Raw genomic sequence first — 25,461 nt, forward strand, 5'->3', positions numbered from 1 at the left:
GGTCCTCCAAACATACTGTTATTCAGTAGCTTCTGATTCACTTGCTTCTGCTGTATTATTTGAGTTTGCACCAGCACCATACACTGAGTTTTCTCTGAAAAGTCTGTCAACTGTATCAGTAGGCTTTGCACCATTCTTAATCCAATTGTTAGCTTTTTCTGCATCTACAACAACTTTTTTAGGAGTTGTAAGTGGGTTGTAATAACCAATCTCCTCGATGAATTTTCCATCTCTAGGGCTTCTAGAGTCTGCTACAACTATTCTATAAAAGGGTGTTTTCTTAGCACCCATTCTTCTAAGTCTAATTTTAACTGCCAAATTATTCACCTCCACAATAAAATTTATATATTAAAATATATAAGCTAGCTTAAAAGGAAAAAGGAAGTTTAAATTTTCTTTTTCCCATTGTCTTGGACATGTTTCCAAATTGCTTCATCATCTTTCTCATGTCCTTAAACTGTTTAATAAGTTTATTTACATCGGCTGGACTAGTTCCAGAACCCTTTGCAATTCTCTTCCTTCTGGAAGAATCTATAATTTCTGGCTTTTGTCTTTCCTTCTTAGTCATGGAAAGAATCATAGCCTCTACCTTAGCAAATTCATTTTCAGGTAAGCTAATACCCTTTAGAGCCTTGCTGTTCATACCAGGAATCATTCCTATAATATCTTCAAGGGGCCCCATGTTTTTCATTTGTTGCATCTGATCTAGGAAATCTTCAAAAGTGAAAGTTGACTTTCTAAGCTTTTCTTCAAGTTCCTTTGCCTTTTTATCATCAACAGCTGTCTGTGCTTTTTCAATTAAGGAGAGCACATCCCCCATGCCAAGTATCCTTGAAGCCATCCTGTCTGGATGAAAAACTTCAATGTTGTCCATTTTTTCACCACTGGCGATGAACTTTATTGGAACATCTGTAACTGACCTAATTGATAGGGCAGCACCACCTCTTGCGTCACCATCAAGTTTAGTTAAGATAACACCTGTTAGCTTTAACATATCATCAAAGGTATCTGCAACATTTACTGCATCTTGACCTGTCATTGCATCTAGGACAAGAAGAACTTCTGATGGTTCTAGTGCATCATGAATATCTTGAAGCTCCTTCATAAGAGTTTCATCTATGTGAAGTCTACCAGCTGTATCAATGATGACAACATCATTGCCATTTTTCTTAGCATGCTCAAGAGCTGCCTTAGAAATATCTACTGGGGAAATTTTGTCACCCATAGTAAATACTGGAGTATCAACAGACTCACCTACAACTTGAAGTTGTTTTATAGCTGCCGGTCTGTAGACGTCACAAGCAACTAGAAGAGGTCTCTTTCCATCTTTTTTCAATTTATTAGCAAGCTTACCACTTGTAGTAGTTTTACCTGCACCTTGAAGACCACACATCATTATAACTGTTGGTTTTTTTGAGAAGTCAATCTTGACCTCGCTAGTTCCCATTAAGTTTGTGAGTTCTTCATTAACAATTTTTATTACTTGCTGGCCGGGAGTTAGGGATTCTAAAACTTCTTTCCCCAAAGCTCTTTCTTTTACTGTCTTGACAAAGTCTTTTACAACTCTGAAGTTTACGTCAGCTTCAAGAAGTGCAAGTTTTACCTCACGCATTGCAGCGTCAATATCTTTTTCAGATAATTTACCCTTGCCTCTTAGGTTTTGCAGGGTATTTTGCAATTTATCGGATAAACTTTCGAATACCAAAGATCCACCTCCTAGTCAAAAAGTATTTGTCTAAGTTCTTTAATCTTCAAATTATTATTTTGACTTAAAGATTCTTTTTCTATACTTTCTAAAATACTTTCTATTTTTTCTTTTTTTTCTTCTTTATTAGCTTCTTCTTTTTTTGTGTTTTTTATTAACTCAAGCTTTTCTTCAAACTCTTCTAAGTTGTTTTCAGCTCTTTTTAAGTTGTCGAAAACTGCTTGCTTAGATATATTAAGCTCAGATGAAATCTCATTGATTGTGCAATCATAAACATAATACATTAGTGCAGGCTTCATCTGCTTTTCAGTAAGAAGCTTTCCGTAGAAATCAAGTAAGCTGTTCATCCTGAAAAATTTCTCATTCATTTTATCACCATTTTTCTGAGAGGTCAACCTCTTTACTTGACCTATTTAATTCTAACTAATAGCCCACTTAATGTCAACAAGAATTTTGAAAATTTTTAAATTTTTTTAGGATGTTTTAACATTTTTCTCTCATGAGTAACTTTGAATTTAAAGAGTTTAATAACTTATAGAATTTTAATAAATGGCAAATTTATATAACTTGTAAAAATTTTTGACAATATGTCTTCTTATAATTTTTTAAGAACATCTTTTAAAATTGATCAATAAAAAAAGTAGGCTCTGTGACCTACTTAATATCTTTATTAATTTTATCCAAAAATTGTTTCTAAGAAGCTATCAATGTTAAAGTCTTGAAGGTCATCAATGCCTTCTCCAACTCCAATAAGTTTAATAGGAATTCCTAGTTCTGATTGAAGGGCAACAACCACCCCACCCTTTGCAGTTCCATCAAGTTTTGTAAGAGCAATTCCTGTTATGTCAGTTGCTTCTCTAAAGGTCTTAGCTTGGTTAATTGCATTTTGACCTGTTGTTGAATCAAGAACTAATAGATTTTCACGGTTTGCTTCTGGATACTTATTAGTGATAATTCTGTTAATTTTTTCAAGTTCCTTCATTAGATTAGACTTGTTGTGAAGTCTTCCCGCTGTGTCAACTATTAAGACGTCAGTCTTTCTTGCCTTAGCAGCTTCTATTGCGTCAAAGACAACTGCTGCAGGATCAGACCCTTCAGCGTGACTGATTATATCTACGTGAGCCCTATTTCCCCATTCCTTTAATTGGTCAATGGCTGCTGCCCTAAAAGTATCAGCTGCACAAACAAGAACTGACTTGCCATCTCTTTTGAATCTTGAAGAAAGCTTACCAATAGTTGTTGTCTTTCCAACACCATTTACTCCAACTACCAAGATGATTACAGGTGGTTCTGTATTAATTTGAGTGTTTAGGTCTGGGTTCATTAATTTCTTTGCTTCTGCCATTAGAAGTGGTTTAACTTCTTGTGGATCATTTATTTTTTCTCTTATAATTGTTTCACGCAAGTTGTCAATTAACTTCATTGTCGTTTCCATTCCAATATCTGCTGATATTAAAATGTCTTCCAGGTCTTCAAGCATTTCGTCATCAATCTTGACATAGGCCCCTAGGACTGTGTTAATTTTTATTCCTACTTCTTTTCTAGTCTTATCCAGACCTTCCTTTAGTCTTTGGAAGAGTGAAACTTTTTTGGGCTCTTCTTCTATTTCTTCTTGCTTTTCTTTCTTATCTTCTAAAGCTTCTTCAACTACTTCATTATCCTTAAAGGCTTCATTTGTATCTTCTTTTTTTTCTGAAGTTTCTACTTCTTCTTTAGAAAGATTTCCACTTTCTGAAACATTTTCAAGCTTTTCATGAATGTCTTCTACTTCTGATTGAGTTTCTTCTTGCTTTTCTTCCTTATCTTCTAAAGCTTCTTCAACTACTTCATTATCCTTAAAGGCTTCATTTGTATCTTCTTTTTTTTCTGAAGTTTCTACTTCTTCTTTAGAAAGATTTCCACTTTCTGATACTTCTTCAAGTTTTTCATGAATGTCTTCTACTTCTGATTGAGTTTCTTCTTGCTTTTCTTCCTTATCTTCTAAAGCTTCTTCAACTACTTCATTGTCCTTAAAGGCTTCATTTGTATCTTCTTTTTTTTCTGATGTCTCTACATCTTCTTTAGAAAGATTTCCACCTTCTGATACTTCTTCAAGTTTTTCATGAATTTCTTCTGCTTCCGCTTGAGTTTCTTCTTGAGCAGGTTTTTCTTTCTTATCTTCTAAAGCTTCTTCAACCACTTCATTGTCCTTAAAGACTTCATTTGTATCTTCTTTTTTTTCTGATGTCTCTACATCTTCCTCAGAAAGATTTCCCTCTTCTGAAACTTCTTCAAGTTTTTCATGAATGTCTTTTGTTTCTTCAGAATCTTTTTTCTTAAATTTATCTTTTAACCAATTAAACATATCTATCACCTAATCCTTTAATTTTACAGAGAACAACTTACTAATTCCCTTCTCTTCCATTGTAACACCATACATGGTCTTTGCAATCTCCATTGTGAGCTTTCTGTGAGTAATTATAATGAATTGAATTCCTTCTAGTGTTAAAAGGTAATCTGCATACCTCTTAATGTTTGCATCATCAAGCGCCGCATCAATTTCATCTAGGATGCAAAATGACGCCGGTCTATACTTTAAGAGAGCAAATAAGAGGGCAACTGCCGTAAGAGATCTCTCGCCACCTGATAAAAGTGAAAGTGACTGCAATCTCTTACCTGGTGGTGATGCCTTGATTTCAATTCCTGATTCTAAGACATCTCCCTCAATGCTTATTTCTGCTCGACCACCATTAAATAGAATTTTGAAAATTTCTGTAAAGTTCCCTGAAATTTCTTCCATAGCTTCATTAAATAATTTTTTCATCTCATGGTCAAGCTTGCTTAAGATCGATTTAATCTCTTCCTTAGATTGAATTAAGTCATCTCTTTGAGAAGTGTAGAAATCAAATCTTTCTTTAACTACCCTATACTCTTCTATCGATGAAATATTTACTTCTCCATAGTCACGAACTTTTTTCTTTAACCTTCTTAGGGTACCCTCTTTTAAGTCCTTGAGGCTTTCGTCAATAAATTCATGATAATCTTCTACTTCGTAATCTTCCTTTAACCTTTCCACTTCATTAGAAATTTTATTCCTATTCATTTCTATTTTTAGTTCTGTCTTTTCCATTTCAGAACTTATAACCAAGGACCTTTCCTTCAAATCTGAAAGTTCTTCTCTCTTATCTAAGTAAGTCTTATTCTTCTCATCTAAATCTTTTTTTATTTCTTCTAAATGATTCTTCAAACTTTCAATGGATTTTCTGACTTCTTCAAGAGACTTTTTGTTTTCATCATTAGATTTTTTCTTTTCTTCAATATTTCTTTGAGCTTCTATTAGAAGTTTCTTATTATTCTCAAGTTTCTCCCCAGTTAAAGATAAGTCTGAATTTATCCTATCTATTTCCCTAGTCTTATAAAGGATTTTCTCTCTATTTTCTCTTTCTAATAATTGGATTTCAATTTTTTCTGTCTTTAACCCTTCGATTTCCTTTGAAAGTCCTGCAAGCCTATCTCCGCTGTCAACTTCATTTAAGAGGTCTTCAAGTAACTTGTTTTTGTTCTCAATCTCAAGCTTGTTATTTTCTAAGGTTTTTAAATCAGCTTCTATATTTTTTTCAAGTTCTTCTTTTTCCCTTAGATACTTATTTAAGTATTCTGAATTAAGGTCCTTATCATTTTTATTTTTATAAATATTTGACTCAATATCATTGATCTTAAGCTTAAGGGAATTTCTCTTTTCCATATAAGTTTCTGCAAATTCATTGAGTTCAGAAATTTTTTCTTCAAGATGATTTTTTTCAGATTCAATTTTCTTTATTTGCCCTTGAAGATCCTTGAATTTATTTTGGAAGTCTGTAATTTCATTTTTACGCAAGATAAAGCTACTATTGTAATTGTTAAGGGAACCACCTGTTATTGCTCCTGATGGGTTAAAAACTTCTCCCTTAATAGTTACAACTTTAAGTCTGTGCTTTTTTGAAATTCTAGAAGCATTCTTGAAGTTATCGGCTATTATGACTCTTCCAAGCAAATTATAAAAGATACCTTTAAAGACTTCATCAAATTTTATTAGGTCACAAGCAAGTCCAACCATTCCATCTTCCTTAGAATTTATTTTGACCTTGTTGCCAGACACCCTATCCAGAGGCAAGAAGGTAGCCCTTCCCATCTTATTTTTTTCCAAGATTTTTAACATCTCTGAAGTATCTTTGGTTGATGACACAATAATGTTTTGTGACATAGACCCAAGGGCAACAGAAATTGCCTTTTCAAATTCTTTTTCTACATAGAATTTCTCTGCCACTGGACCATAGAGTGAATCCTTAAAAATATCGTTTTTAGAAGAAAAATTCATAAAGGATTTAACAGTTCTATTGTAACCTTCATAATTTAATTCCATATTTTCCAAAATTTTTAATCTTGCAAGGATTTCGTTTCCTTCGTTTTTTCTTCCAATTAATTTGTTTTCTAGATTTTTATTTTCTTCATCAAGCTTTAAAAGGCTTTCTTTGGTTTTTTCAAATTCCTGATCATCTTTTTCTAGATTTTCTTTTAAGGTTTTTAATTCTAAAGAATCTCTATCTATAATCTTTGAAAATTCAGCTTGATTTTCTTTGAGGTTTTCAATTGACTTATCTAAATTAGACTTCCTGTTATTTTTTTCTTCTATAATGTCTTTTAAAGTTTCACTCTTGAATTTTATATTTTCAATTTCATTCTTTACTTTATTTTTATTTTCAAAATTTAAGTTGCCTACTTCTTCTAAGTTTTTAAATTCAGCTTCTAAATTTTTTATTACAGAATCCTTTGTAGTTAACTTCTCAAGAATTCCTTCCTTTGATTTATTTAAAACTTCTCTATCTTTTCCTATTTCTTCAAGAGATTCTTTTAAACCAAGTAGGTCTTTATCTAGATTTTCATTTTCAAGACCAATTCTTTCAATATCTTTCTTTAAAGAATTTATTTTTTCTTCATCAAGGTTAATTTCTAAATTTAACTTATCAAACTCTTCCTTATAAAGCCTTAGTTTTTCACTGGAAACTTCATCTTCTTCTTTCAATTTTTCTAATTTTTCTTGGATTTCTTCAAGGTTTTGCGACAAACTTTCTCTATTAATTAAGATTTTTTTAGAATCTTCTTTAAGGACTTCAAGCTCTTCTATCTTATTAGTCAAGTCTTCTTCACGTTTTTTCATATCCTTACAAGAGTAGTTTATGTCATAGATTTTTAATTCTTCATAGTCTTTTAAGTAAGCTTCAGCTTTTTCTGCCTGAACCCTCAAATTCTTTTCTTGACTTTCAATTTCCGAAAGAATATCTTCTATTCTAATTAAATTTTCCTCAGTCTTTAAGAGTTTGTTCTTAGATTGAACTTTCTTGTACTTATATTTTGAAATTCCTGCAGCTTCTTCGAAGATATTTCTCCTGTCTTCTGGCTTTGAACTTAGGACTGATTCGATTTTTCCTTGACCAATGACGGAATAACCATCCTTACCAATTCCCGTATCCATAAATAGTTCTTTTATGTCCTTGAGCCTGCACTTCTTGTTGTTAATTAAGAATTCACTTTCAAGAGACCTGTACATCCTCCTAGTTACAGAAACTTCATTATAAGGAAGGTTTAATGACTTATCTGAATTATCAAAAAGGATTGTAACTTCAGCCATACCAAGGGGTTTTTTTGAGTCAGTTCCAGAGAAAATAACATCTTCCATCTTGGCCCCACGTAGGTTTTTAGCAGAAGATTCTCCCAGTACCCAGGTTATTGCATCTGTAATATTACTTTTTCCACTTCCATTAGGTCCAACAATTGCCGTAGTGGTCTTATCTAATTCAATTTTTGTTCTATTTGCAAAGGACTTAAAGCCCTGCATAGTAACGGATTTTAAAAACATCTGCTCACCTGTAGTAATCTCTCACATCAATAATTTCGTCTTTCTTTGACAGAATCTTTACTTCAAAATTAGTAAGATCTTCTTGTCTAAGATTTAATTTTTTTATTCCTAATTCCTTAATTATTTCATTCTTGTTTTTTGACCCCTGTCCACTTATATTTGAAATATTTTTCCCATTAGCAATGATTGTAACTTCATCTTCAATATTATTTGAAGACCTAAAATAATTTATAAGTGCCTTTTTAAAATAATAAGATTCAACTAATTGTCTGTAGGCTGGATGAAAGGCTCCTGCAACAATATCGCCACCATAATTTATATTATCTGTTGGCTGAAGTCCAACCCTTATTACATTAATATTGTGCCTATAATAAATATTTAAAAGATTTGCTACATATCCAATAGAATCTTCTAATTCAAGAGCCTGGTAACTTCCTCTTTCCAAATTTTTACATAAGGCCGTCTCTTTTATAACAAGGGTTGGATAAATTCTAACGCAATAGGGGTCTAACTTAACAAATTCTCTGGCAGTATAAAGCGATTTTTCCAAATCATCTCCTGGAAGGCCTACCATTTGCTGAAGACCTAGTTTAAAACCATAGGACTTAATTAAGCTCGCTGCTTCATATACACAAGAAGAATCATGTCCCCTGTTGGATAATCTTAGAACCTCTGGGTCAAGACTTTGGACGCCAAGTTCAATTATGTCTACGCCATATTTTTTTAAATTGTCTAGAATCTCTTCATCAATGGCATCGGGCCTTGTTGAAAGTCTAATGTATTTAACTAAACCCTTCTCCTTGTAAGAGTGGGCAACTTTTAAAAATCCAACCTGTTCTTCAAGGGGAATGGCAGTAAAACTTCCGCCATAAAAGGCAACTTCAACATTATCCTTCCTCTTAAAATAAGAAAGATATTCCAAAATAGTATCTTCCACATCACTATTTGAAATATCTGTAGATATCCCTGTAATTTTTCTTTGGTTGCAAAAAACACAATCATTAGGACAGCCGTAGTGAGGAATGAAAATAGGTATTATATTTCTCTTAGCCATTCCTTCTCCTTTCAAGGGCAACTTTGGCGGCTTCCTGCTGAGACTCTTTCTTAGTCTTTCCAGATCCCTTACCTTCTAAAATTCCATCTAGGTATAATTCTGTAAAGAAGGTCTTGTCATTGTCAGGTCCTTCTTCTCTAACTAGTTTATACTCAGCTTTCTGTCCAGACTTTTGAACCTCTTCTTGAAGCATGGTTTTAAAATCAATGTTAAAAAGCTTATATCCATCTTCCTTTAAGAATTCATCAAATAAACTTAAAATAATATTCTTTGCTACCTTGAAGTCTGAATCCAAATAAACTGCGCCAATTAGGGCTTCAAGAGCGTCAGCAGAAGTTGATTCTCTCTTGCTTCCCCCATTTTTCTCTTCACCTTTGCCAAATCTTATATAATCTCCAAGGCCTAGACCCTTGGCAATGAAAAACAAAACTTTTTCGTTAACAGACTCTGCCCTCATCTTAGTTAAAGATCCTTCAAGATCATGGGGAAATTTTTTATAAAAATATTCTCCAATAACCAAGCCAAGTATGGCATCGCCAAGAAACTCAAGTCTTTCATTGCTGTCATATTGTTTCATCTTATTTTCATTTACATAAGATGAATGAGTCAAGGCTGTTTTCAAAAGACCTTTGTCCTTAAAATCATAATTTAATTTTTTTTCAAGATTCTTTAAATTGGAAAAGGTCATGAGATTATTGTTCCAAATCTTCTACGTATTCAATTACATCGCCAATTGTTTTTAGTTTTTCAAGATCTTCTTCAGAAACTTCTGTCTCAAATTCTTCTTCTATTGTCATTACTAGTTCAACTAACTCAATAGAGTCTGCATTTAGGTCATCTTGGAAGTTCATATCTTCAGTAAGATCTTCTTTATCAAAATTAAATTGTTCAGCAATAATTTGTAATATTCTATCCTTCATTATTTTTCCACCTTTTCTTTTATTTTTTCTACAATATTAGATTCTACTATATCTATTGCATATTTTGCAGCATTTTTTATAGCTTTGGCATCAGAATTTCCATGAGCCTTAATAATATTTCCGTCAATTCCAAGTAGAATTGTTCCACCAACTTCTTTAGCATCAAGATTTTTAAATTTATTCATTAAAAACTCAGTGAAGGCTTTTTTGCTCTTATCATCTAGGTCTGATGTTGCTATTCCGTGAAATACGCTCTTTGTTGCAAAGTCAACTACACCTTCAATAGATTTAAGAAGGACATTTCCATCAAATCCATCACAAACAAGAAGGTCAACATCATTATCCATTATGTCTCTAGCTTCAATGTTTCCCACAAAGTTAAGATCAGATTCTTTTAATTTTTGGTAAGCTTCTTTATAAAGTTTGTTTCCCTTTCCTTCTTCTGCTCCAACATTTAAAAGTCCAATTCTAGGGCTTTCTATCTTAGAATATTCTCTTAGAAAGATATCGCCTAAGACTGCAAATTCTTCAAGGAGTTCTTGACTTGTGTCCATGTTTGCTCCCGAATCTATCACAAGTGTGTTGGACTTAAGCCCTGGAATTAAAGTTGGAAGCACTCCTCTTTTTATTCCCTTTATTCTACCAACTAAGAAGATTCCTCCCCCTAATAGGGCACCAGTGCTCCCTGCAGATATTAAGGCATCAGCCTTTTTTTCTTTTAATAAAGTCATTGCCTTAACAATAGAAGAGTCCTTCTTTTTTCTTAAAGCAAGAACAGGTTCTTCATTGTTTTCTATGTTTTCACTTGCATTTATTATTTCTATTTTTTCTTTATCATAATCTAATTCTTGAAGATTTTCCTTTATGAAATCTTCTCTTCCAACTAGGATAACTTCTTTGTCAAATTCCTTGGAAGCATCAATCGCCCCTTTTATTATTTCAGCCTTATTGTCGCCACCATTTATATCAAAAATTAGTTTCATTTCGACCTCCATTAACAAATTTAATATTATATTAAATAATTAAAAAAATCAATCTTTTGGCCCTATTAATTAAGATTTATTGTCTCGTTTCAGCTTGCTTCATAATAATTTTATTTTTTAAATTTCATTTTGAACTTTCTCTTATATTATAAATATTTTCAATCCTTTTTAATAAAATCTTAAGGCCTTATTGAATTTTTATGAAAAATTTTTTTAATTTATATATTAGATTGAAAACTAAAAAGTGGCCAACTTATTGTTACAATTTAGATAATATTATTTTTGTTATAAATTTATAATAATCAAAAAGATTAATCTTCTTTCTTGAAGCCTTAATTTATAAATTGAGAACAAAAAATAGCTTACTAAATAAATATGAATTTAGAATAAATTATAACTTTATAAATAATTGTTACTTCATAAATAATTGTGACTTTGTAGACACTTTTAACTTATAAACTGATTTTAGTTTAATGAAATTTAATAAGTTTTTATCAATTTCTTATTTAACTTAAATCTTATAAGATATATACTTTTAAAATATCAATAAAAAAACTCGCTCAAGTTTCCTCAAGCGAGTTAAATTTATTTATTTAGAAATTATATTATTTGGCAAAAATTATTCTTCGTCTTCTGAAAGTGCTAGGTAACTTGCGTATCTATCCTTAGCATTTTCTTCAGCAACTTCGTAAAGTTTTTCTGCTCTTTCAGGGAATAACTTCTTAAGAGATGTATATCTTACTTCTCCATCTAAGAAGTCTCTGAATGGTTTAGTAGGTTCTTTAGAGTCTAGGATGAATGGATTCTTTCCTTCTTCTTTAAGTTCAGGGTTGAATCTATATAGGTGCCAGTAACCTGTTTCAACAGCTTTCTTTTCTTCTTCAATTGAGAAGCCCATACCTACTCTAATACCGTGGTTAATACATGGAGCGTAAGCAATGATTAGTGATGGACCATTGTAAGCTTCTGCTTCTTTAATTGCCTTATAAGCTTGGTTCTTGTCAGCGCCAAGAGCAATTTGAGCTACATATACATAACCATAAGTTGTTGCCATTAGACCAAGGTCTTTCTTCTTGGTTAACTTACCAGCTGCTGCGAATTGTGCAATTGCTGCTGTTGGAGTTGCCTTAGAAGCTTGACCACCAGTGTTTGAATAAACTTCAGTATCTAGAACAAGGATGTTAATGTCTTCACCAGATGCAAGAACGTGGTCAACTCCACCATATCCGATGTCGTAAGCCCATCCGTCTCCACCGATGATCCATTGACTCTTCTTAATTAAGAATTTTTCAAGACCCTTAAGATCTTCAATGATTTCATCAGCCTTGTCGTTGCCAAATTTTTTGTCAAGAACTTTTAGTACATTTGCACTTGCTGCCTTAGAAGTCTTGTAGTCATCCATTCCTTCGATCCAAGCATTGAATGCTTCATTAGCTTCTGCGTCAACATTAAGTTCAACAAATTCTTCCATAAGGTTTTTAATTCTATTTCTTGTTTGAGTTTGAGAAACAGCCATACCATATCCGTACTCAGCGTTATCTTCGAATAAGGAGTTAGCCCATGATGGTCCATTTCCACATTCATCTGTACAATATGGCATTGATGGTGCTGATCCACCCCAGATTGATGAACAACCTGTTGCGTTAGCAATACTCATTCTATCTCCAAATAATTGTGTAACAAGTTTTACATATGGAGTTTCTCCACAACCTGCACATGCTCCTGAGAATTCAAGATATGGAGTTTGGAATTGAGTGTTCTTGAAGTTGTTCGGCTCAATGTGTTCTTCTTTAGATTTAATATTGTTAGATGCATATTCCCAGTTAGCTGCTTGAACGTCAATTTCTTCTTCAAATGGTGTCATAACAAGTGCTTTTTCTTTTGCTGGACAAACTTGAGCACAGTTACCACAACCTGTACAGTCTAGTGGAGAAATTTGCATTCTGTATTCGTAATCTTCAAGTCCCTTACCTCTAGCCTTAATTGTTTCAAAGCCTTCTGGTGCGTTAGCCTTTTCTTCTTCGTCAGCAAGGAAAGGTCTAATTACTGCGTGAGGACAAACTAATGAACATTGGTTACATTGGATACAGTTTTCGTTCTTCCAGTGAGGAACATTAACTGCAATACCTCTCTTTTCGTAACGGCTTGTGCCTGATGGGAATGTACCGTCAACCATGTTTACGAAAGTTGATACAGGAAGATCGTTACCTTCTTGTCTGTTCATTGGAATAAGAATGTTGTTGATAAATTCTGGTGCTCCATCGATTTTGAAGTCCTTAGTTGTATCAGCATCTTTCCAAGATTCTTTAACTTCTACTTTGTGTAGAGCATCGATACCTTGATCTACTGCAGCGTAGTTCATGTTAACAATGTCGTCACCCTTAGCGCCGTAATCTTTTACGATAGCTTCTTTAAGAAGTTTAACAGCCTTATCTATTGGAAGTACTTGAGAAAGGTTAAAGAATGCAGCTTGCATTACCATGTTTGTTCTTCCACCAAGTCCAACTTCTGCAGCTATTTTAGTTGCGTTAATTGTGTAGAATTCAATTTCATTATCAGCAATATATTTCTTCATATATCCTGGTAGGTGTTCGTCAAGTTGTTCATCATTCCAAATAGTGTTTAGAAGGAACTTTCCACCCTTCTTAAGTCCTCTTAATAGGTCATAAGAGTAAACATAAGATTGTTTTGAACAAGAAATAAAGTCAGTTTCTGTTAGAAGATATGTTGATGTAATCTTATTTTCACCAAATCTTAAGTGAGACATTGTAACCCCACCAGATTTTTTAGAGTCATAGTCAAAGTAACCTTGTGCATACATGTCAGTGTTGTCACCGATAATCTTGATTGCAGATTTGTTTGCACCTACAGTACCGTCAGATCCGAATCCCCAGAACTTACATCTAATAGTTCCTTCAGGTTCAGTTGTGATGTGTTCTTTAATTTCAAGTGATTTGTGAGTTACATCGTCAACGATACCAATAGTGAAATCATTCTTAGGTTGGTCTGCTTTAAGGTTTTCGTAAACTGCAAGAATATCTGTTGGGTTAGTGTCCTTTGAACCTAGACCGTAGATACCACCAACGATAAGAGGTCTCTTATCTGATTCGTAGAATGCATCTCTAACATCAAGGTAAAGTGGTTGTCCTACTGCTCCCTTTTCCTTAGTTCTATCAAGAACTGCAATTCTTTCTACAGTTTCTGGAATTGCTTCCATTAAATGTTTAATTGAGAAAGGTCTGTAAAGGTGAACTTTAACAAGTCCTGTCTTTTGTCCCTTTGCGTTTAAGTAGTCAACAACTTCTTCGATTGTTTCAGTTACTGAACCCATTGCCACGATAATATCAGTAGCATCTTTTGCACCATAGTAGTTAAATAGGTTGTATTCTCTACCAGTTAATTCAGAAATGTCCTTCATGTAACCTTCAGTAATATCAATGATATCAGTGTAGTAGTGGTTTGATGCTTCAATTTCTTGGAAGTAGATATCAGCGTTTTGTGCAGTACCTCTAATTTCTGGTCCATTAGGGTTAAGAGCTCTTTGTTTGAAAGCTTTTACTGCTTCTTTGTCTACTAGTTTTTCAAGGTCTTCGTAATTAAGTACTTCAATTTTTTGAACTTCGTGGGATGTTCTGAATCCGTCAAAGAAGTGGATAAATGGTACTCTTCCCTTAATTGATGCTAAGTGAGCAACACCAGCTAAGTCCATAGATTCTTGAACTGAACCAGATGCTAACATAGCAAGTCCTGCAGCTCTAGCTGCCATAACGTCTTGGTGGTCTCCAAAGATTGAAAGTGCATGTGATGCTAGTGCTCTAGCAGCAACGTGGAATACACCTGGAAGTAGTTCCCCTGCTATCTTGTACATGTTGGGTAGCATAAGTAATAAACCTTGAGATGCTGTATATGTTGATGTTAATGATCCAGCTTGTAGTGAACCGTGAACAGCTCCAGCAGCTCCTCCTTCTGATTGTAACTCCTTAACCAATACTTCTTGACCGAAGATGTTTTTTCTTCCGTGAGAAGCCCAAGCATCAATGTGCTCAGCCATTGGTGAAGAAGGTGTTATTGGGTAAATACAAGCAACGTCTGAAAAGGCATAAGCCACGTGAGCAGCTGCTTCATTACCGTCCATTGTTTTAAATGTTTTAGACATATTTGCCTCCTAATTATTAATAATATAAATATTAACTAACCATACTGGTTATATTATAGAACTTAATTTAATAAATTTCAATAATATTATTAATAAAAGTCTTAGAAAGATTTGAAAATAGCGAATTGCGAAAGGTGTTCCACTTTATGGAATCATGTTTCTATTTTTATATAAAGTTTTACTATTCATAATAATAAATAAACTACTCTCTAATACTTTTATCTTCTCCTACCTTCTATTATTCATTAACCTATTATTTAATGCTTCTGCGGGATTATAACCCAGTTCTTTTTGCTTATAATTCTTTGTTGCAACTTCAATTATAAGAGCTGTATGTCTTCCAGGCTTAACTGGTATGTCAAACCTTACAACATCTATCCCAAGAATGCTTTGATACTTGTTGTCTAGTCCAAGTCTTTCATATTCTTTTGATTCGTCCCAATCTTCTAAGTTAACAACAACTTCGATTTCTTTTTCTTCCATTACGAAGCCAACACCAAACATTTTTTGAATATCTATTATGCCAACGCCTCTTATTTCCATAAAATACTTTGTTATTTCTGGCGACTTTCCTATAAGCCTCTTATCTAAATTCTTTATGATAACTGAGTCATCAGAAATTAACCTCGCACCATTAGAGATAAGGTCTAGAGCTGTTTCACTTTTTCCGATTCCACTCCTACCAGTTATTAAAACTCCTATACCTGAAATATCTAAAAGAACACCATGCATCCTCATAGTTGGTGCAAGCTCATCTTCTACTAGAGAAATTATCTTACTAAAAACTTTGGATGTTGAATCAGGACTTCTAAGAATCGTTACATTGTATTTTTTTGCAAGTTCAATAGCTTGAGGAAAAATTTCAGCATTTCTAGAAACAATTACTGCTGGAATGTCATACATAAATAACTTTTCTAGGGTTTCATACCTTTTCTTGTCTTCCATAGAATTTATATAGTGCCACTCTTGAGTTCCTATAAGTTGGATCCTGTCCTTAACAAATTTTGAGTAGTAACCATTAAGTTGCAGTCCTGGCCTATTGATATCGCTACTTTCTATTTCAATATCCTTGTAGTCTGTAGATGCGTGAACAAGTTCAAAATTCAATTCATCTACTATATATTTTATTTTAACGCCCATTTTTTCCTCCCCTAAAGTGCTGGTAAATGGAATTTGCACTGGCTTCATTCATGGATTCGACTTCCATTAGTTCTTCTACGCTTGCATTTTTTATCTTATCAATTGATTTAAAATGTTTTAAGAGATTTTCCTTTCTCTTTGGCCCAATCAACTTTATATTGTCAAGTTCTGACTTAAACATAGTCTTGGACCTTAAGTTTCTGTGATAATTTATGGCAAACCTGTGGGCTTCTTCTTGAATTTTATAAATCATCTTATAGGCACGAGAATTTATATCTATTTTAAATTCCTCATTATTGTAAATAATCCCACGAGTCTTGTGGAAATCGTCCTTAACAAGTCCACAAATTTCTAAATTTAAGCCTAACTTGTCTAAGATTTCCTTGGCTGCATTGACCTGTCCCTTACCACCATCCATCATTATTAGGTCTGGAAAATTTGAAAAAGAAGATGACTTAGAAGATTTTTTCTCTTCTACTCCTCTTTTAAATCTCCTTTCAATTACTTCTTTTAAGCTTGAATAGTCATCAGGACCAACTACACTTTTAATTCTAAACTTCCTGTAGTCACTTTTTTTTGCATCACCATCTTCAAAGACAACCATGGAACCAACTGATTCAACTCCTGAAATATTTGAAATGTCATAGGCTTCAATCCTTCTTGGAATTTCGTCTAGGCCAAGTAGGTCTTTTATGTCTTCAAGAGCCTTCTTATTTGTTTCGGCACGCTTCTTAAACTTGTCTCCGTATTTTTCAATCATATCAAGGGCATTTCTCTTTACCATCCTCACAAGTTCCTTCTTGTTGCCCTTTATTGGAACTACAATGCTCACCTTATTTCCTCTTTTTTCAGTGAGCCAGTCTTCCAAGACTTTTATATCCATGGGTTTTTCTTCTATTATAATTTCCTTTGGAATATAAGATGCTCCTATATAAAATTGTTTTACAAAAGAAGAAAATATTTCTTCATAGGAATCGTTGTAATAGTCCCTAATCATGTAGTGCTCGCGTCCAATAATCTTCCCATTCCTAAAAAAGAAGATTTGAATTAAGACTTCGTCAATACCCTTGGCAAGGGCTATGATGTCTTTATCATCATTTGCCTCAGGGTCAGAAATAAGTTGTCTTTCCTTTAGGTATTCAAGATTTTTAATCCTGTCACGAATGTCTGCCGCATTTTCATAATCAAGGTTTCTTGAATAGTCCATCATCTTCTCATGAAGCTTATCAACCACGTTACTGTTTGAAGACGATAAAAAACTTAGAACTTCATCAACCATTACATTGTAATCTTCATCTTTTACTTCTCCTGTGCAGGGACCCAGGCACTTGCCAATGTAGTAATTAAGACAAGGCCTAAAGGGTTTTTCTTCCACATTTTCAAGATTTAAATTACAAGTCCTAAGTGGATAAATCCTCTCAAAGGTTTCAATGGATCCATTTACTGCAAAGACATCAGGATATGGTCCAAAATATTTTGCCCCGTCTTTTTCAACCCTTCTTGTCTTCATTACCCTTGGGAACCTCTCGTTGACCTTGACCTTGATGTAGGGATACTGCTTGTCATCACGCAAGAGGATGTTGTATTTAGGCAGATTATCCTTAATTAGGTTGGACTCAAGAACCAGGGACTCAACTTCATTTTCTACTATTATATACTCGAAGTCATGAATCTTTGACACCATGCTGGCAACTTTTTTTGAGGACTTCCCATAGGATCCAAAGTATTGTCTAACTCTTTTTCTAAGAGATTTAGCTTTTCCAACATAGATTATCTCGTCTAATTCATTTTTCATTATATAAACCCCTGGTTTGTCAGGAAGTTTATCAAGCCTTTCTCTTAAATCTAACAATTGTCTATACCTCTCTAGTTGCTTCTTTTAAAAACTCTAAAATTTCTCCTTCAATATATGGACTTAATTTTTCAAAAACTTCTTTGTGGTAGGCATTTAAAACTTCTACTTGTCTATCTGTTAAAAGACTTACATCAATTGCATCAAGTTCAAAGGGACAGAAGGAAATTGTCTTAAACTTATCAAAGACAGAGTCCACAGTTTCACAGTCGTAAACAACCCTCATGATGTTTTCGATCCTAATTCCATGATTGCCTTCTTTATAAACTCCAGGTTCATTGGAAACTATCATTCCCTCTTCCATCCTAACTGCAGGGTCTCTTGGAGAAATTCTTTGAGGTCCCTCGTGAACTGAAAGAACAAAACCAATTCCATGGCCAGTGCCACACTTGTAATCCATTCTCTCTTGCCAAAGGGAATACCTTGCTATCCCATCAAGGGCTAGGTCATAAGTTCCCTTTAAGAAAACTGCATCCATGAGGTTGATGTGACTCTTTAGGGTCAATGTGTAATCTCTAATCTCTTCTTCACTTAAATCTCCCATGGCAATTGTCCTTGTTATGTCAGTTGTTCCTGAATAGTATTGGCCACCTGAGTCCACAAGATAGAGTCCCTTGTCTTCAATAGTTGACTCATTTTCTTCTGTTGCGTGATAGTGCATCATGGCAGCATTAGGTCCATAAGCAGAAATTGTATCAAAGGAATTGGAAATATAAAGTGGGTCTTCAGCACGGAGGCTATCAAGTTTCATAGCAGCCTCATATTCTCCAATTTTATTTTTTGCATTCTTCTTTAACCAGTAGATGAACTTAAAAAGTGCTACTCCATCCCTAACATAAGTTTCTTCAAGATTTTTTATTTCAACTTCATTTTTTATAGTCTTTAAATCTTCTGAAATATTTCTTCCAAAAATAATTTCATTCTTTTCACAAAGTCCCTTATAAATTCTTTCATTAATAGATGCGGAATCAAGATAAATTTTTTCGTCCTTATAAGTTTTTAAATGTTCATAAAATTCTGAATAATCTTTTATTTTTACCACTTTAGAAAGTTCTTCTTCAATATTTTTTGTCTTAGCCTTGTCAGTAAATAAAAGAACCTTGCCTTCTTCTATTACCATAAAGGAAATTAAAACTGGTATGTCCTTTATGTCCATGCCACGAAGATTTAGAGTCCAGCCAATGTCAACAAGTGAAGAAACCACTGTCATATGGGCATTTTTCTTTTTTAGAATTTCTCTGATCTCAGAAATCTTTTCTGACGCAGACTTACCTGCGTATTTGATGTCCAACAAGAAGGCATCATCAGATGGGAAGTCATACCTATCTTCCCAAAGGTCTTTTATCAAATCTATGTCAAGGATTTTAATATTTTTATTTTGCAATTTCTTTGAGATAGAAGAAAACTCTTGATGAGAAAAGTATTCTGCATTAAGACCAAGTGTCATTCCCTCTTTAATATTTTCAACTATCCACTCATCATAATTTAAGACTCCAGCTTGTCCTTGCTTTTTGAGTTCAAAGCCAAAGTCTTTTATCTCTCTTGCAGCTTGGATGTAATATCTTCCATCAGTCCAAAGATAGGCTTCGTCTCTTGTAACAAGTGCTGTCCCTTGTGAACCAGTAAAACCTGTCAAAAACTCTCTTTCCTTGTAATAGTCTGGCAGGTACTCAGACCCATGTGGGTCCTTTGATGGCACAAGATAAAAATCTATTTTATTTTCTTTCATTAATTTTCGTATTTTATTTAGAATCACATTATCACTTCCTAGGTCTTATATTATCACAAGAGGAATTTAGGGCAAAGAAAAAAGTCCGGTCTCCCGAACTTTCTCTCTTTCTCTTAAATTTATTTTTAAAATTCGATTGTAACTTTGAATAAGTCTCCGTCGATGTCTATGTCAAAGCTTGCTCCGTGAGCTCTTACAAAGGAAGATGCTATTGATAGACCAAGACCTGATCCTGAAGTTGTCCTTGATTTTTCTCCACGAGTGAATCTTTCCATGAGTTCTTCTGCAGAAATATTAAGTGGATACTTAGAAATATTTTTTATTGTAAGCTTAACTCTGCCATCATCTCTTAAGTCAACATATACTCTTGAGTTTTCTAAGGCATACTTAGAAATATTTGAGAATAAGTTGTCTAAGACTCTTGAGAATTTTTGTCCATCAATGTTAAGCATAACTTTTTCTTCAGGAAGGTTTGAAATTATCTCAATATTGTTTTCTGCAATTTTATCTTCCCACTCGCCAATGGATTGGGCAACGAGAGAATTAAAATCAAGTTCTTGCCTATCAAGTTCAACGTTGTTAGAACTTGCCTTTGAAACTTCAAACAAGTCTTCGATTAAGACCTTGAGCTTGTTGGACTTTTCATTAATTATCCTTGCATACTCTCTAGCTTCCTCTTCAGAATTATCTTCCTTTGAAAGCAAGTCAGAGTAATTTAGTATTGAAGTGAGAGGTGTCTTTAGGTCGTGGCTCACATTTGTAATTAGTTCTGTCTTTAACCTTTCGGACTTGACTGCATCTTCAATGGCAAGGTCTAAGTTTTCTCCAATGTTGTTAAAATTGTCAACTATGCCGTCATAAAGACCACCATTTTTTTCTATATTCTTTTTGTAATTTCCCTTAACAATTTCGCTGGACTCTCTGTAAATTCTTGCAACTTCCTTTATGTTTTTAAAAATTATCACATAGAGAAAGATGCCAAATAATATCATTGGAATCATCATTTTTTCAGGAGCATAGTAAGACATAGTTGAAAACATCATGTTGAGTATTGCAAACAATAAGAAAACTACAAAATAAACTAGGGTAAATTTAACTTTTGCATCTTTAATATTTTTGTTGTCATCAGACGCATTTGAGAATTCAGAAATTGCCCCAGTAAAAATCCTATAAATTAATGAATTTTTCACTAGATAATTTTCTGTATTTTTATTAAATATGCTCTTTAGTAAGATTACAAAATAATTTACTGTTAGTGAAACAATCACAAGACCAATAAAATACAATAGATAGAAAACATACAAGTTTCTATAAATTTGATTCATACTTGATATTCCTGCACTGGAAATTACAAATATTACAAATAAGATAATCACAACTTCTATTGGAAACTTAAAGACTTTTCGCAAGCTTTCGCTGCCGTCAATTTTTTCCATATTCATAAATAGTCCAAGTATTGCTGATAAGACCGCTGCAATCAATACGCTTACTCCAATTTGCACTTGGACCTGGTCCCTAAAGACATCTCTTCCAATTTCTTTAAAGACTTCATCGTCTAAAGAAGCATAGTAAGCAAATTTTAAATTCTTAACATTATTGTTACTATTTAATCTACTGAAGGCTTCATTTAAACCTGATTTAAAAGACTTATCAATAAAATTGTAGTCGCTATCCATTAGTCTTTGACTCTTTTGAACCTTATCAATCACTGTACTATCATTGATTACTGAACCAGTGATTAAAAAGTCATTATCTCCTAATTCAATCTCTAGAGGATCAAATTCATTTTTTTCATATTCATTAGTTAGGTAAAAGGTTTTGTATTCAGACTTTAATTCTGGTTGATTTAACATACCTTCGTCCAAGTAAAGTTTTGGGTCAAGTCCCTTGGCCTTTAGGTCATCCTTCTTCTTTTGAGCTTCAATTGCTCCTGTGTCTGTAACTACATCTCCATAAATATCAAAATACTTTAGCTTGTAAGACTTTACAGCATAGTTAAATTCTTTATAACTACTATAAAATTCATCATTGTTATTTACTGACTGATAAAGAGTGTTGTATATCAAACTTTCTGTAATCCTTCTTCTATAAGAAGAATCAGGGTTTTTTTTGTATAAAAATGATCCTGCCAAAAGTGATACAAGTGAAATTACTAAAATTATTAAAGCATAATAGGATAATTTGTAAGAATTTTTTTTCATTATTTTCGCCTCAAATCTTCAAACTTATATCCAAGACCCCACTGAACTTTTAAGTACATTGGCTTCTTTGGATTTACTTCGATTTTCTCTCTAATTCGTCTAATGTGAACTGTCACAGTCTTTGCCTCCATGGCTGGTTCATTCCAGACACTTTCGTAAATTTCTTCAATGGAAAAGACCCTATTGGGATTCTTCATCAAGAGTTCCAAAATTTTAAACTCAATAGAAGTAAGCGCCACTGGCTTGTCCTCCACATAGGCAATTTTTTGTGACAAGTCTAGCTTAATACTGCCTATCTCAATAAAGTTCCTGTCCTTTTTTAAATCATAGGCATAAAATCTTCTCAAGTTGCTCTTTACTCGAGCAATAAGTTCCATTGGATTGAAGGGCTTTTGAACATAATCATCAGCACCAATGTTGAGTCCAAAAATTTTGTCTGTGTCCTCTGATTTTGCAGATAGGATAATTATTGGGACAAAGGAAACTTCTCTTAGTTTAATTATTGCTTCTTCGCCAGAAAGTTTTGGCATCATGAGGTCCATTATAATTAGGTCAATTTTTTCATTTTTAAAAATTTCTAGAGCTTCAAGTCCATCTTCAGCGTAAAAAATTTCAAAATTTTCATTTTTTAGATAAATTCCAATGGACTTTGCGATTTCCTTGTCGTCCTCGGCAATTAAAATATTGTACTTATCCATTACATCCCTCCTTCTGACATTATAATAGCAAATAATAATTACAAAACTTCTTACAAATTCTTACAAAAATCTTAAATCTTATTTTAAAATAACTTTATTGTGATTTCTCTTGCGAGATATATAGCAATGATAGACAAAATTATGCTAAGAAAGGCATAAAAAATTCCTGTCCCAAACTTGTTACTCTCTCCCATCTTAAATATCTCAAAGGCAAAAGTTGAAAAGGTAGTGAAGCCTCCACAAAATCCAACCTTTAAAAATAAAACAAGTCTCGAGTCCAAATTATTTTTCTCTGCGTAAAAAGCAATAAGTCCAATTAAAAATGATCCCACTACATTTATAATAAAAGTGCCAAGAGGAAAGTCCCCGTTACTTTTTATGGTATTAGATAAAAAATATCTAAGCATAGACCCCAAGGCTCCACCAAGTCCAACAAATATGTACATTTTTTCATCCTTTCTATCCTAGAAATATTGTTAGTTAAAAGTGAATGTGTTAAAATTTACTCAACATTATTATATGAGAAATGAGGTTTATTGTGAAGAAATATTATGGTATGAAACTTGAATATGAAGTTGACGACAAGCCAGATTTTTTGAAATCATCTCTACTTGGTTTTCAAAATATTTTGACAGCCTTTAGTGGAATTATTGCAGTCCCACTTAGTATCGCTGCTATTGCTGGCACAAATGTCGCTGAAACTTCAGTACTTATCTCTGCTGCCCTCCTTGCTTCGGGTATATGTTCCTTTATCCAAACAAGGGGGATTTTTAAGGGCAAGGCCAAGGTTGGTATAGGACTTCCAACTATTATGGGGACAGACTTTGGATTTGTTCCGCCTGCCAATGCTGTTATTAATACTATGGGCGGCGGTCTCGCTGGTTACTTCGGTGCAACAATTATGGGGGCCTTCCTAGAGTTAATCTTGAGCTTTTTTATAAAGCCACTACTTAGATTCTTCCCAGAAGTTGTAACTGGAACTGTAATCACTCTTATTGGTATTACTATGATGCCTGTTGCCTTTGACTGGGTTGGTGGAGGTTATGGTGCAGAAAATTATGGGGACCCACTCTTTATTGGGATAGCCGTCTTTACCTTCCTACTTATAATTTTTATAAATCATTACGGTAGAGGCTTTGCAACAACAGCATCAGTTGTCATTGCCATGACTATCTCCTACATCATTTGTATTCCACTAGACCTTGTTGACTTTTCACAAGTTGCTGCTGCTCCTTGGATAAGACTTCCAAGTTTATTTCCCTTTGGACTTAAATTTGATGTGAAATTTGTTATCCCCTTTATAGCAGGTTATCTTGTTACAATTATAGAAACTGTTGGAGTTATGAAAACACTTGGTGAAGTTTGCGAAGTTGACCTTGATGACAACGACATAGCTTCTGGTGTAAGAGCAGATGCTATTGGTTCAATGCTCTCTCCTGTCTTTGGTTCAGGTGCAGCCCAAACCTTTAGTCAAAACGTAGGACTTATTCCACTTACAAAGTGTGCGTCAAAAAAAGTTGCAATCTTCTCCTCATTTATTTTAATTATAATGAGTCTTTGTCCAAAATTTGCAACTCTTGTTTCTATTATGCCAACACCAATCCTTGGTGGAGCTGGAATTCTTATGTTTGGAACAATTTTAGGTTCAGGTATGCAGGCCCTATCAAGAGCTAAGTTCTCATCTAAGAATCTAATGATTATTGCTGGTGGCATTGGTGTTGGTATTGGAATCACAATGAGGCCTGACATTGTTGCAAAACTTCCAACTGTTATTGCTGCTCTTTTCTCTTCTGGAATTTCTGGAGGAACTATTGTAGCTGTTATCTTAAACATTTTATTAATAGACAAAGAATATTAATTAAACTGCCTCTTGGCAGTTTTTTTATTTTCAAAAAGTATTTTATATATTTACTGTGATATAATAAAAAAAGTAACTTTTAATCGAAAGGACAATGAGATGAAAGATTTTTTGACAAGACCTGCTTGGATAGAGATAGATCTTGATAAATTTGAAAATAATATGAAAATAATAAAAGACAAGGTTGGAGAAAAAACTGAAATTATGAGCGTGGTAAAAAGCGACGCTTATAGGTTGGGTGCTCTCCCACTTTCACAAGTTTCCCTTAACCTTGGGATAAATTATTACGCAGTGGCAACTCTTTCTGAAGCACTTAGTTTAAGAAGGAGATTTGATGGAGTTAATATTTTCATTTTAGGCTACACTCCTCGCCACCTTTACGAAGAAGCAATTAAAAATCAAATTACCTTAAATATTTACTCCTTAGCTGACGCAAAAGTCTTAAATGATCTTGCAGAAGATTTAAAAGAAGAAGCTAAGATACATATTGCCTTTGACTCAGGCATGTCAAGAATTGGTTTTACTCCCTGTGATGAAGCAAAAGAAGAAATAAAAGAAATTTTCAAACTTGAAAATATAAATGTTGAGGGGATTTTTTCCCATTTTGCAGCCTGTGAAAGTGACCCAGAATTTACTGAAAGACAATTTAGAATCTTCACTTCATTTATTGATGAATTAAATAATCTAGGATGTACTTTTAAGTATAGGCATATTGCAAATTCTCTTTCAGTTCTCTTTCACGATGAGTACGACCTGGATATGGTAAGACCTGGTATAATTCAATTTGGATACACTGACAGTGACCACCTTCCAGAGGAGTTTGGTTTAGAAGAAATTATATCTTTAAAGGCTCAAATTTCTTCAATAAGAGAAGTGAAAAAAGGAGAATCTGTAGGTTACGAAAGATTTCATATTTGCGAAAAAGACACAAAAGTTGTGACCCTTCCCCTTGGATATGCAGATGCCTTCCCAAGAATTCTCTCTGAAAAAATTGAAGTTTTGATCAATGGGAAAAGATGTAAACAAATTGGTCTCATCTGCATGGACCAAATGATGGTCGATGCCACAGGTATTGACTGCAAAATTGGCGACGATGTTGTCTTAATTGGAAGACAGGGCCATGAAGAGATAAAGGTTCGTGACATCTGTATCCACTCTGGTGATTGTGAAACATCCTTCATAACCCACTTCAACAGGAGACTTCCAAAATACTATTACAAAAATAAAGAACTTGTCCACGTGAGCAAGATGGACTAATAAGGCTATGGTTACATAGCCTTTTTTATTTGT

18 protein-coding genes are annotated in these 25,461 nt (G+C 33.7%); 2 read left to right on the top strand and 16 right to left on the bottom strand.

Features of this window, described 5'->3' with window-relative positions; translation table 11 throughout:
* Window positions 1-18 precede the first annotated feature (18 nt).
* From rpsP to crcB, 16 genes are all read right to left on the bottom strand, one after another.
* A complete protein-coding gene (rpsP, locus tag DRZ96_RS08765) occupies window positions 19-318 on the bottom strand; it encodes a 30S ribosomal protein S16 (RefSeq protein ID WP_070701595.1) in 300 nt (99 codons plus the stop codon).
* A gap of 49 nt (window positions 319-367) precedes the next feature.
* Window positions 368-1,705: a signal recognition particle protein gene (gene ffh, locus DRZ96_RS08770; RefSeq protein ID WP_112890356.1), complete on the bottom strand. Its 1,338-nt coding sequence runs from the start codon at window positions 1,703-1,705 to the stop codon at window positions 368-370.
* Between the two features lie 11 nt (window positions 1,706-1,716).
* Window positions 1,717-2,073 (bottom strand): YlxM family DNA-binding protein, encoded by a 357-nt coding sequence (gene ylxM / locus DRZ96_RS08775; protein WP_112890357.1) that lies wholly within the window; start codon window positions 2,071-2,073, stop codon window positions 1,717-1,719.
* Window positions 2,074-2,381: 308 nt separating this feature from the next.
* Window positions 2,382-3,638 (bottom strand): signal recognition particle-docking protein FtsY, encoded by a 1,257-nt coding sequence (ftsY, locus tag DRZ96_RS08780; protein WP_218563578.1) that lies wholly within the window; start codon window positions 3,636-3,638, stop codon window positions 2,382-2,384.
* Between the two features lie 420 nt (window positions 3,639-4,058).
* Window positions 4,059-7,580 (bottom strand): chromosome segregation protein SMC, encoded by a 3,522-nt coding sequence (gene smc / locus DRZ96_RS08785; RefSeq protein ID WP_112890358.1) that lies wholly within the window; start codon window positions 7,578-7,580, stop codon window positions 4,059-4,061.
* Between the two features lie 4 nt (window positions 7,581-7,584).
* Window positions 7,585-8,634 (bottom strand): elongator complex protein 3, encoded by a 1,050-nt coding sequence (locus tag DRZ96_RS08790; protein ID WP_112890359.1) that lies wholly within the window; start codon window positions 8,632-8,634, stop codon window positions 7,585-7,587.
* A complete protein-coding gene (gene rnc, locus DRZ96_RS08795) occupies window positions 8,627-9,322 on the bottom strand; it encodes a ribonuclease III (protein ID WP_070701585.1) in 696 nt (231 codons plus the stop codon). The genes DRZ96_RS08790 and rnc overlap by 8 nt, the downstream gene beginning before the upstream one ends.
* Before the next feature lie 4 nt (window positions 9,323-9,326).
* Window positions 9,327-9,554 carry an acyl carrier protein gene (gene acpP / locus DRZ96_RS08800; protein ID WP_070701583.1) on the bottom strand — a complete coding sequence of 76 codons (228 nt, stop codon included), beginning with the start codon at window positions 9,552-9,554 and terminating at the stop codon, window positions 9,327-9,329.
* Window positions 9,554-10,537, bottom strand: coding sequence for a phosphate acyltransferase PlsX (plsX, locus tag DRZ96_RS08805; RefSeq protein ID WP_112890360.1), 984 nt, complete (start codon window positions 10,535-10,537; stop codon window positions 9,554-9,556). Before plsX ends, acpP begins: the two co-directional genes overlap by 1 nt.
* A 619-nt stretch (window positions 10,538-11,156) precedes the next feature.
* On the bottom strand, window positions 11,157-14,693 hold the full coding sequence (gene nifJ / locus DRZ96_RS08810) for a pyruvate:ferredoxin (flavodoxin) oxidoreductase (RefSeq protein WP_112890361.1): 3,537 nt from the start codon (window positions 14,691-14,693) through the stop codon (window positions 11,157-11,159).
* Between the two features lie 228 nt (window positions 14,694-14,921).
* Window positions 14,922-15,833 carry an HPr(Ser) kinase/phosphatase gene (gene hprK / locus DRZ96_RS08815; protein ID WP_112890362.1) on the bottom strand — a complete coding sequence of 304 codons (912 nt, stop codon included), beginning with the start codon at window positions 15,831-15,833 and terminating at the stop codon, window positions 14,922-14,924.
* Window positions 15,823-17,685 carry an excinuclease ABC subunit UvrC gene (gene uvrC, locus DRZ96_RS08820; RefSeq protein ID WP_112890363.1) on the bottom strand — a complete coding sequence of 621 codons (1,863 nt, stop codon included), beginning with the start codon at window positions 17,683-17,685 and terminating at the stop codon, window positions 15,823-15,825. Before uvrC ends, hprK begins: the two co-directional genes overlap by 11 nt.
* Before the next feature lie 4 nt (window positions 17,686-17,689).
* Complete coding sequence (locus DRZ96_RS08825; protein WP_112890364.1) at window positions 17,690-19,441, bottom strand: aminopeptidase P family protein; 1,752 nt, start codon at window positions 19,439-19,441, stop codon at window positions 17,690-17,692.
* Between the two features lie 98 nt (window positions 19,442-19,539).
* Window positions 19,540-21,615 (bottom strand): sensor histidine kinase, encoded by a 2,076-nt coding sequence (locus DRZ96_RS08830; protein WP_112890365.1) that lies wholly within the window; start codon window positions 21,613-21,615, stop codon window positions 19,540-19,542.
* Entirely contained in the window at window positions 21,615-22,313 is a 699-nt protein-coding gene (locus tag DRZ96_RS08835; RefSeq protein ID WP_112890366.1) for a response regulator transcription factor, read from the bottom strand. Before DRZ96_RS08835 ends, DRZ96_RS08830 begins: the two co-directional genes overlap by 1 nt.
* 83 nt (window positions 22,314-22,396) lie before the next feature.
* On the bottom strand, window positions 22,397-22,759 hold the full coding sequence (gene crcB / locus DRZ96_RS08840; protein ID WP_112890367.1) for a fluoride efflux transporter CrcB: 363 nt from the start codon (window positions 22,757-22,759) through the stop codon (window positions 22,397-22,399).
* A 92-nt stretch (window positions 22,760-22,851) separates the two neighbouring features.
* Here crcB and DRZ96_RS08845 point away from each other — a divergent pair, with 92 nt between their 5' ends.
* Together DRZ96_RS08845 and alr are read left to right on the top strand one after the other, a co-directional pair.
* Window positions 22,852-24,171: a uracil-xanthine permease family protein gene (locus DRZ96_RS08845; RefSeq protein ID WP_236587189.1), complete on the top strand. Its 1,320-nt coding sequence runs from the start codon at window positions 22,852-22,854 to the stop codon at window positions 24,169-24,171.
* Window positions 24,172-24,270: 99 nt separating this feature from the next.
* The gene (gene alr, locus DRZ96_RS08850) at window positions 24,271-25,428 is read left to right on the top strand and encodes an alanine racemase (protein ID WP_112890368.1); all 1,158 of its coding nucleotides are present in this window, start codon (window positions 24,271-24,273) and stop codon (window positions 25,426-25,428) included.
* Window positions 25,429-25,461 lie beyond the last annotated feature (33 nt).

Source organism: Peptoniphilus harei (genome assembly GCF_900454685.1).
GTDB classification, from domain to species: Bacteria; Bacillota; Clostridia; order Tissierellales; family Peptoniphilaceae; genus Peptoniphilus_A; species Peptoniphilus_A harei.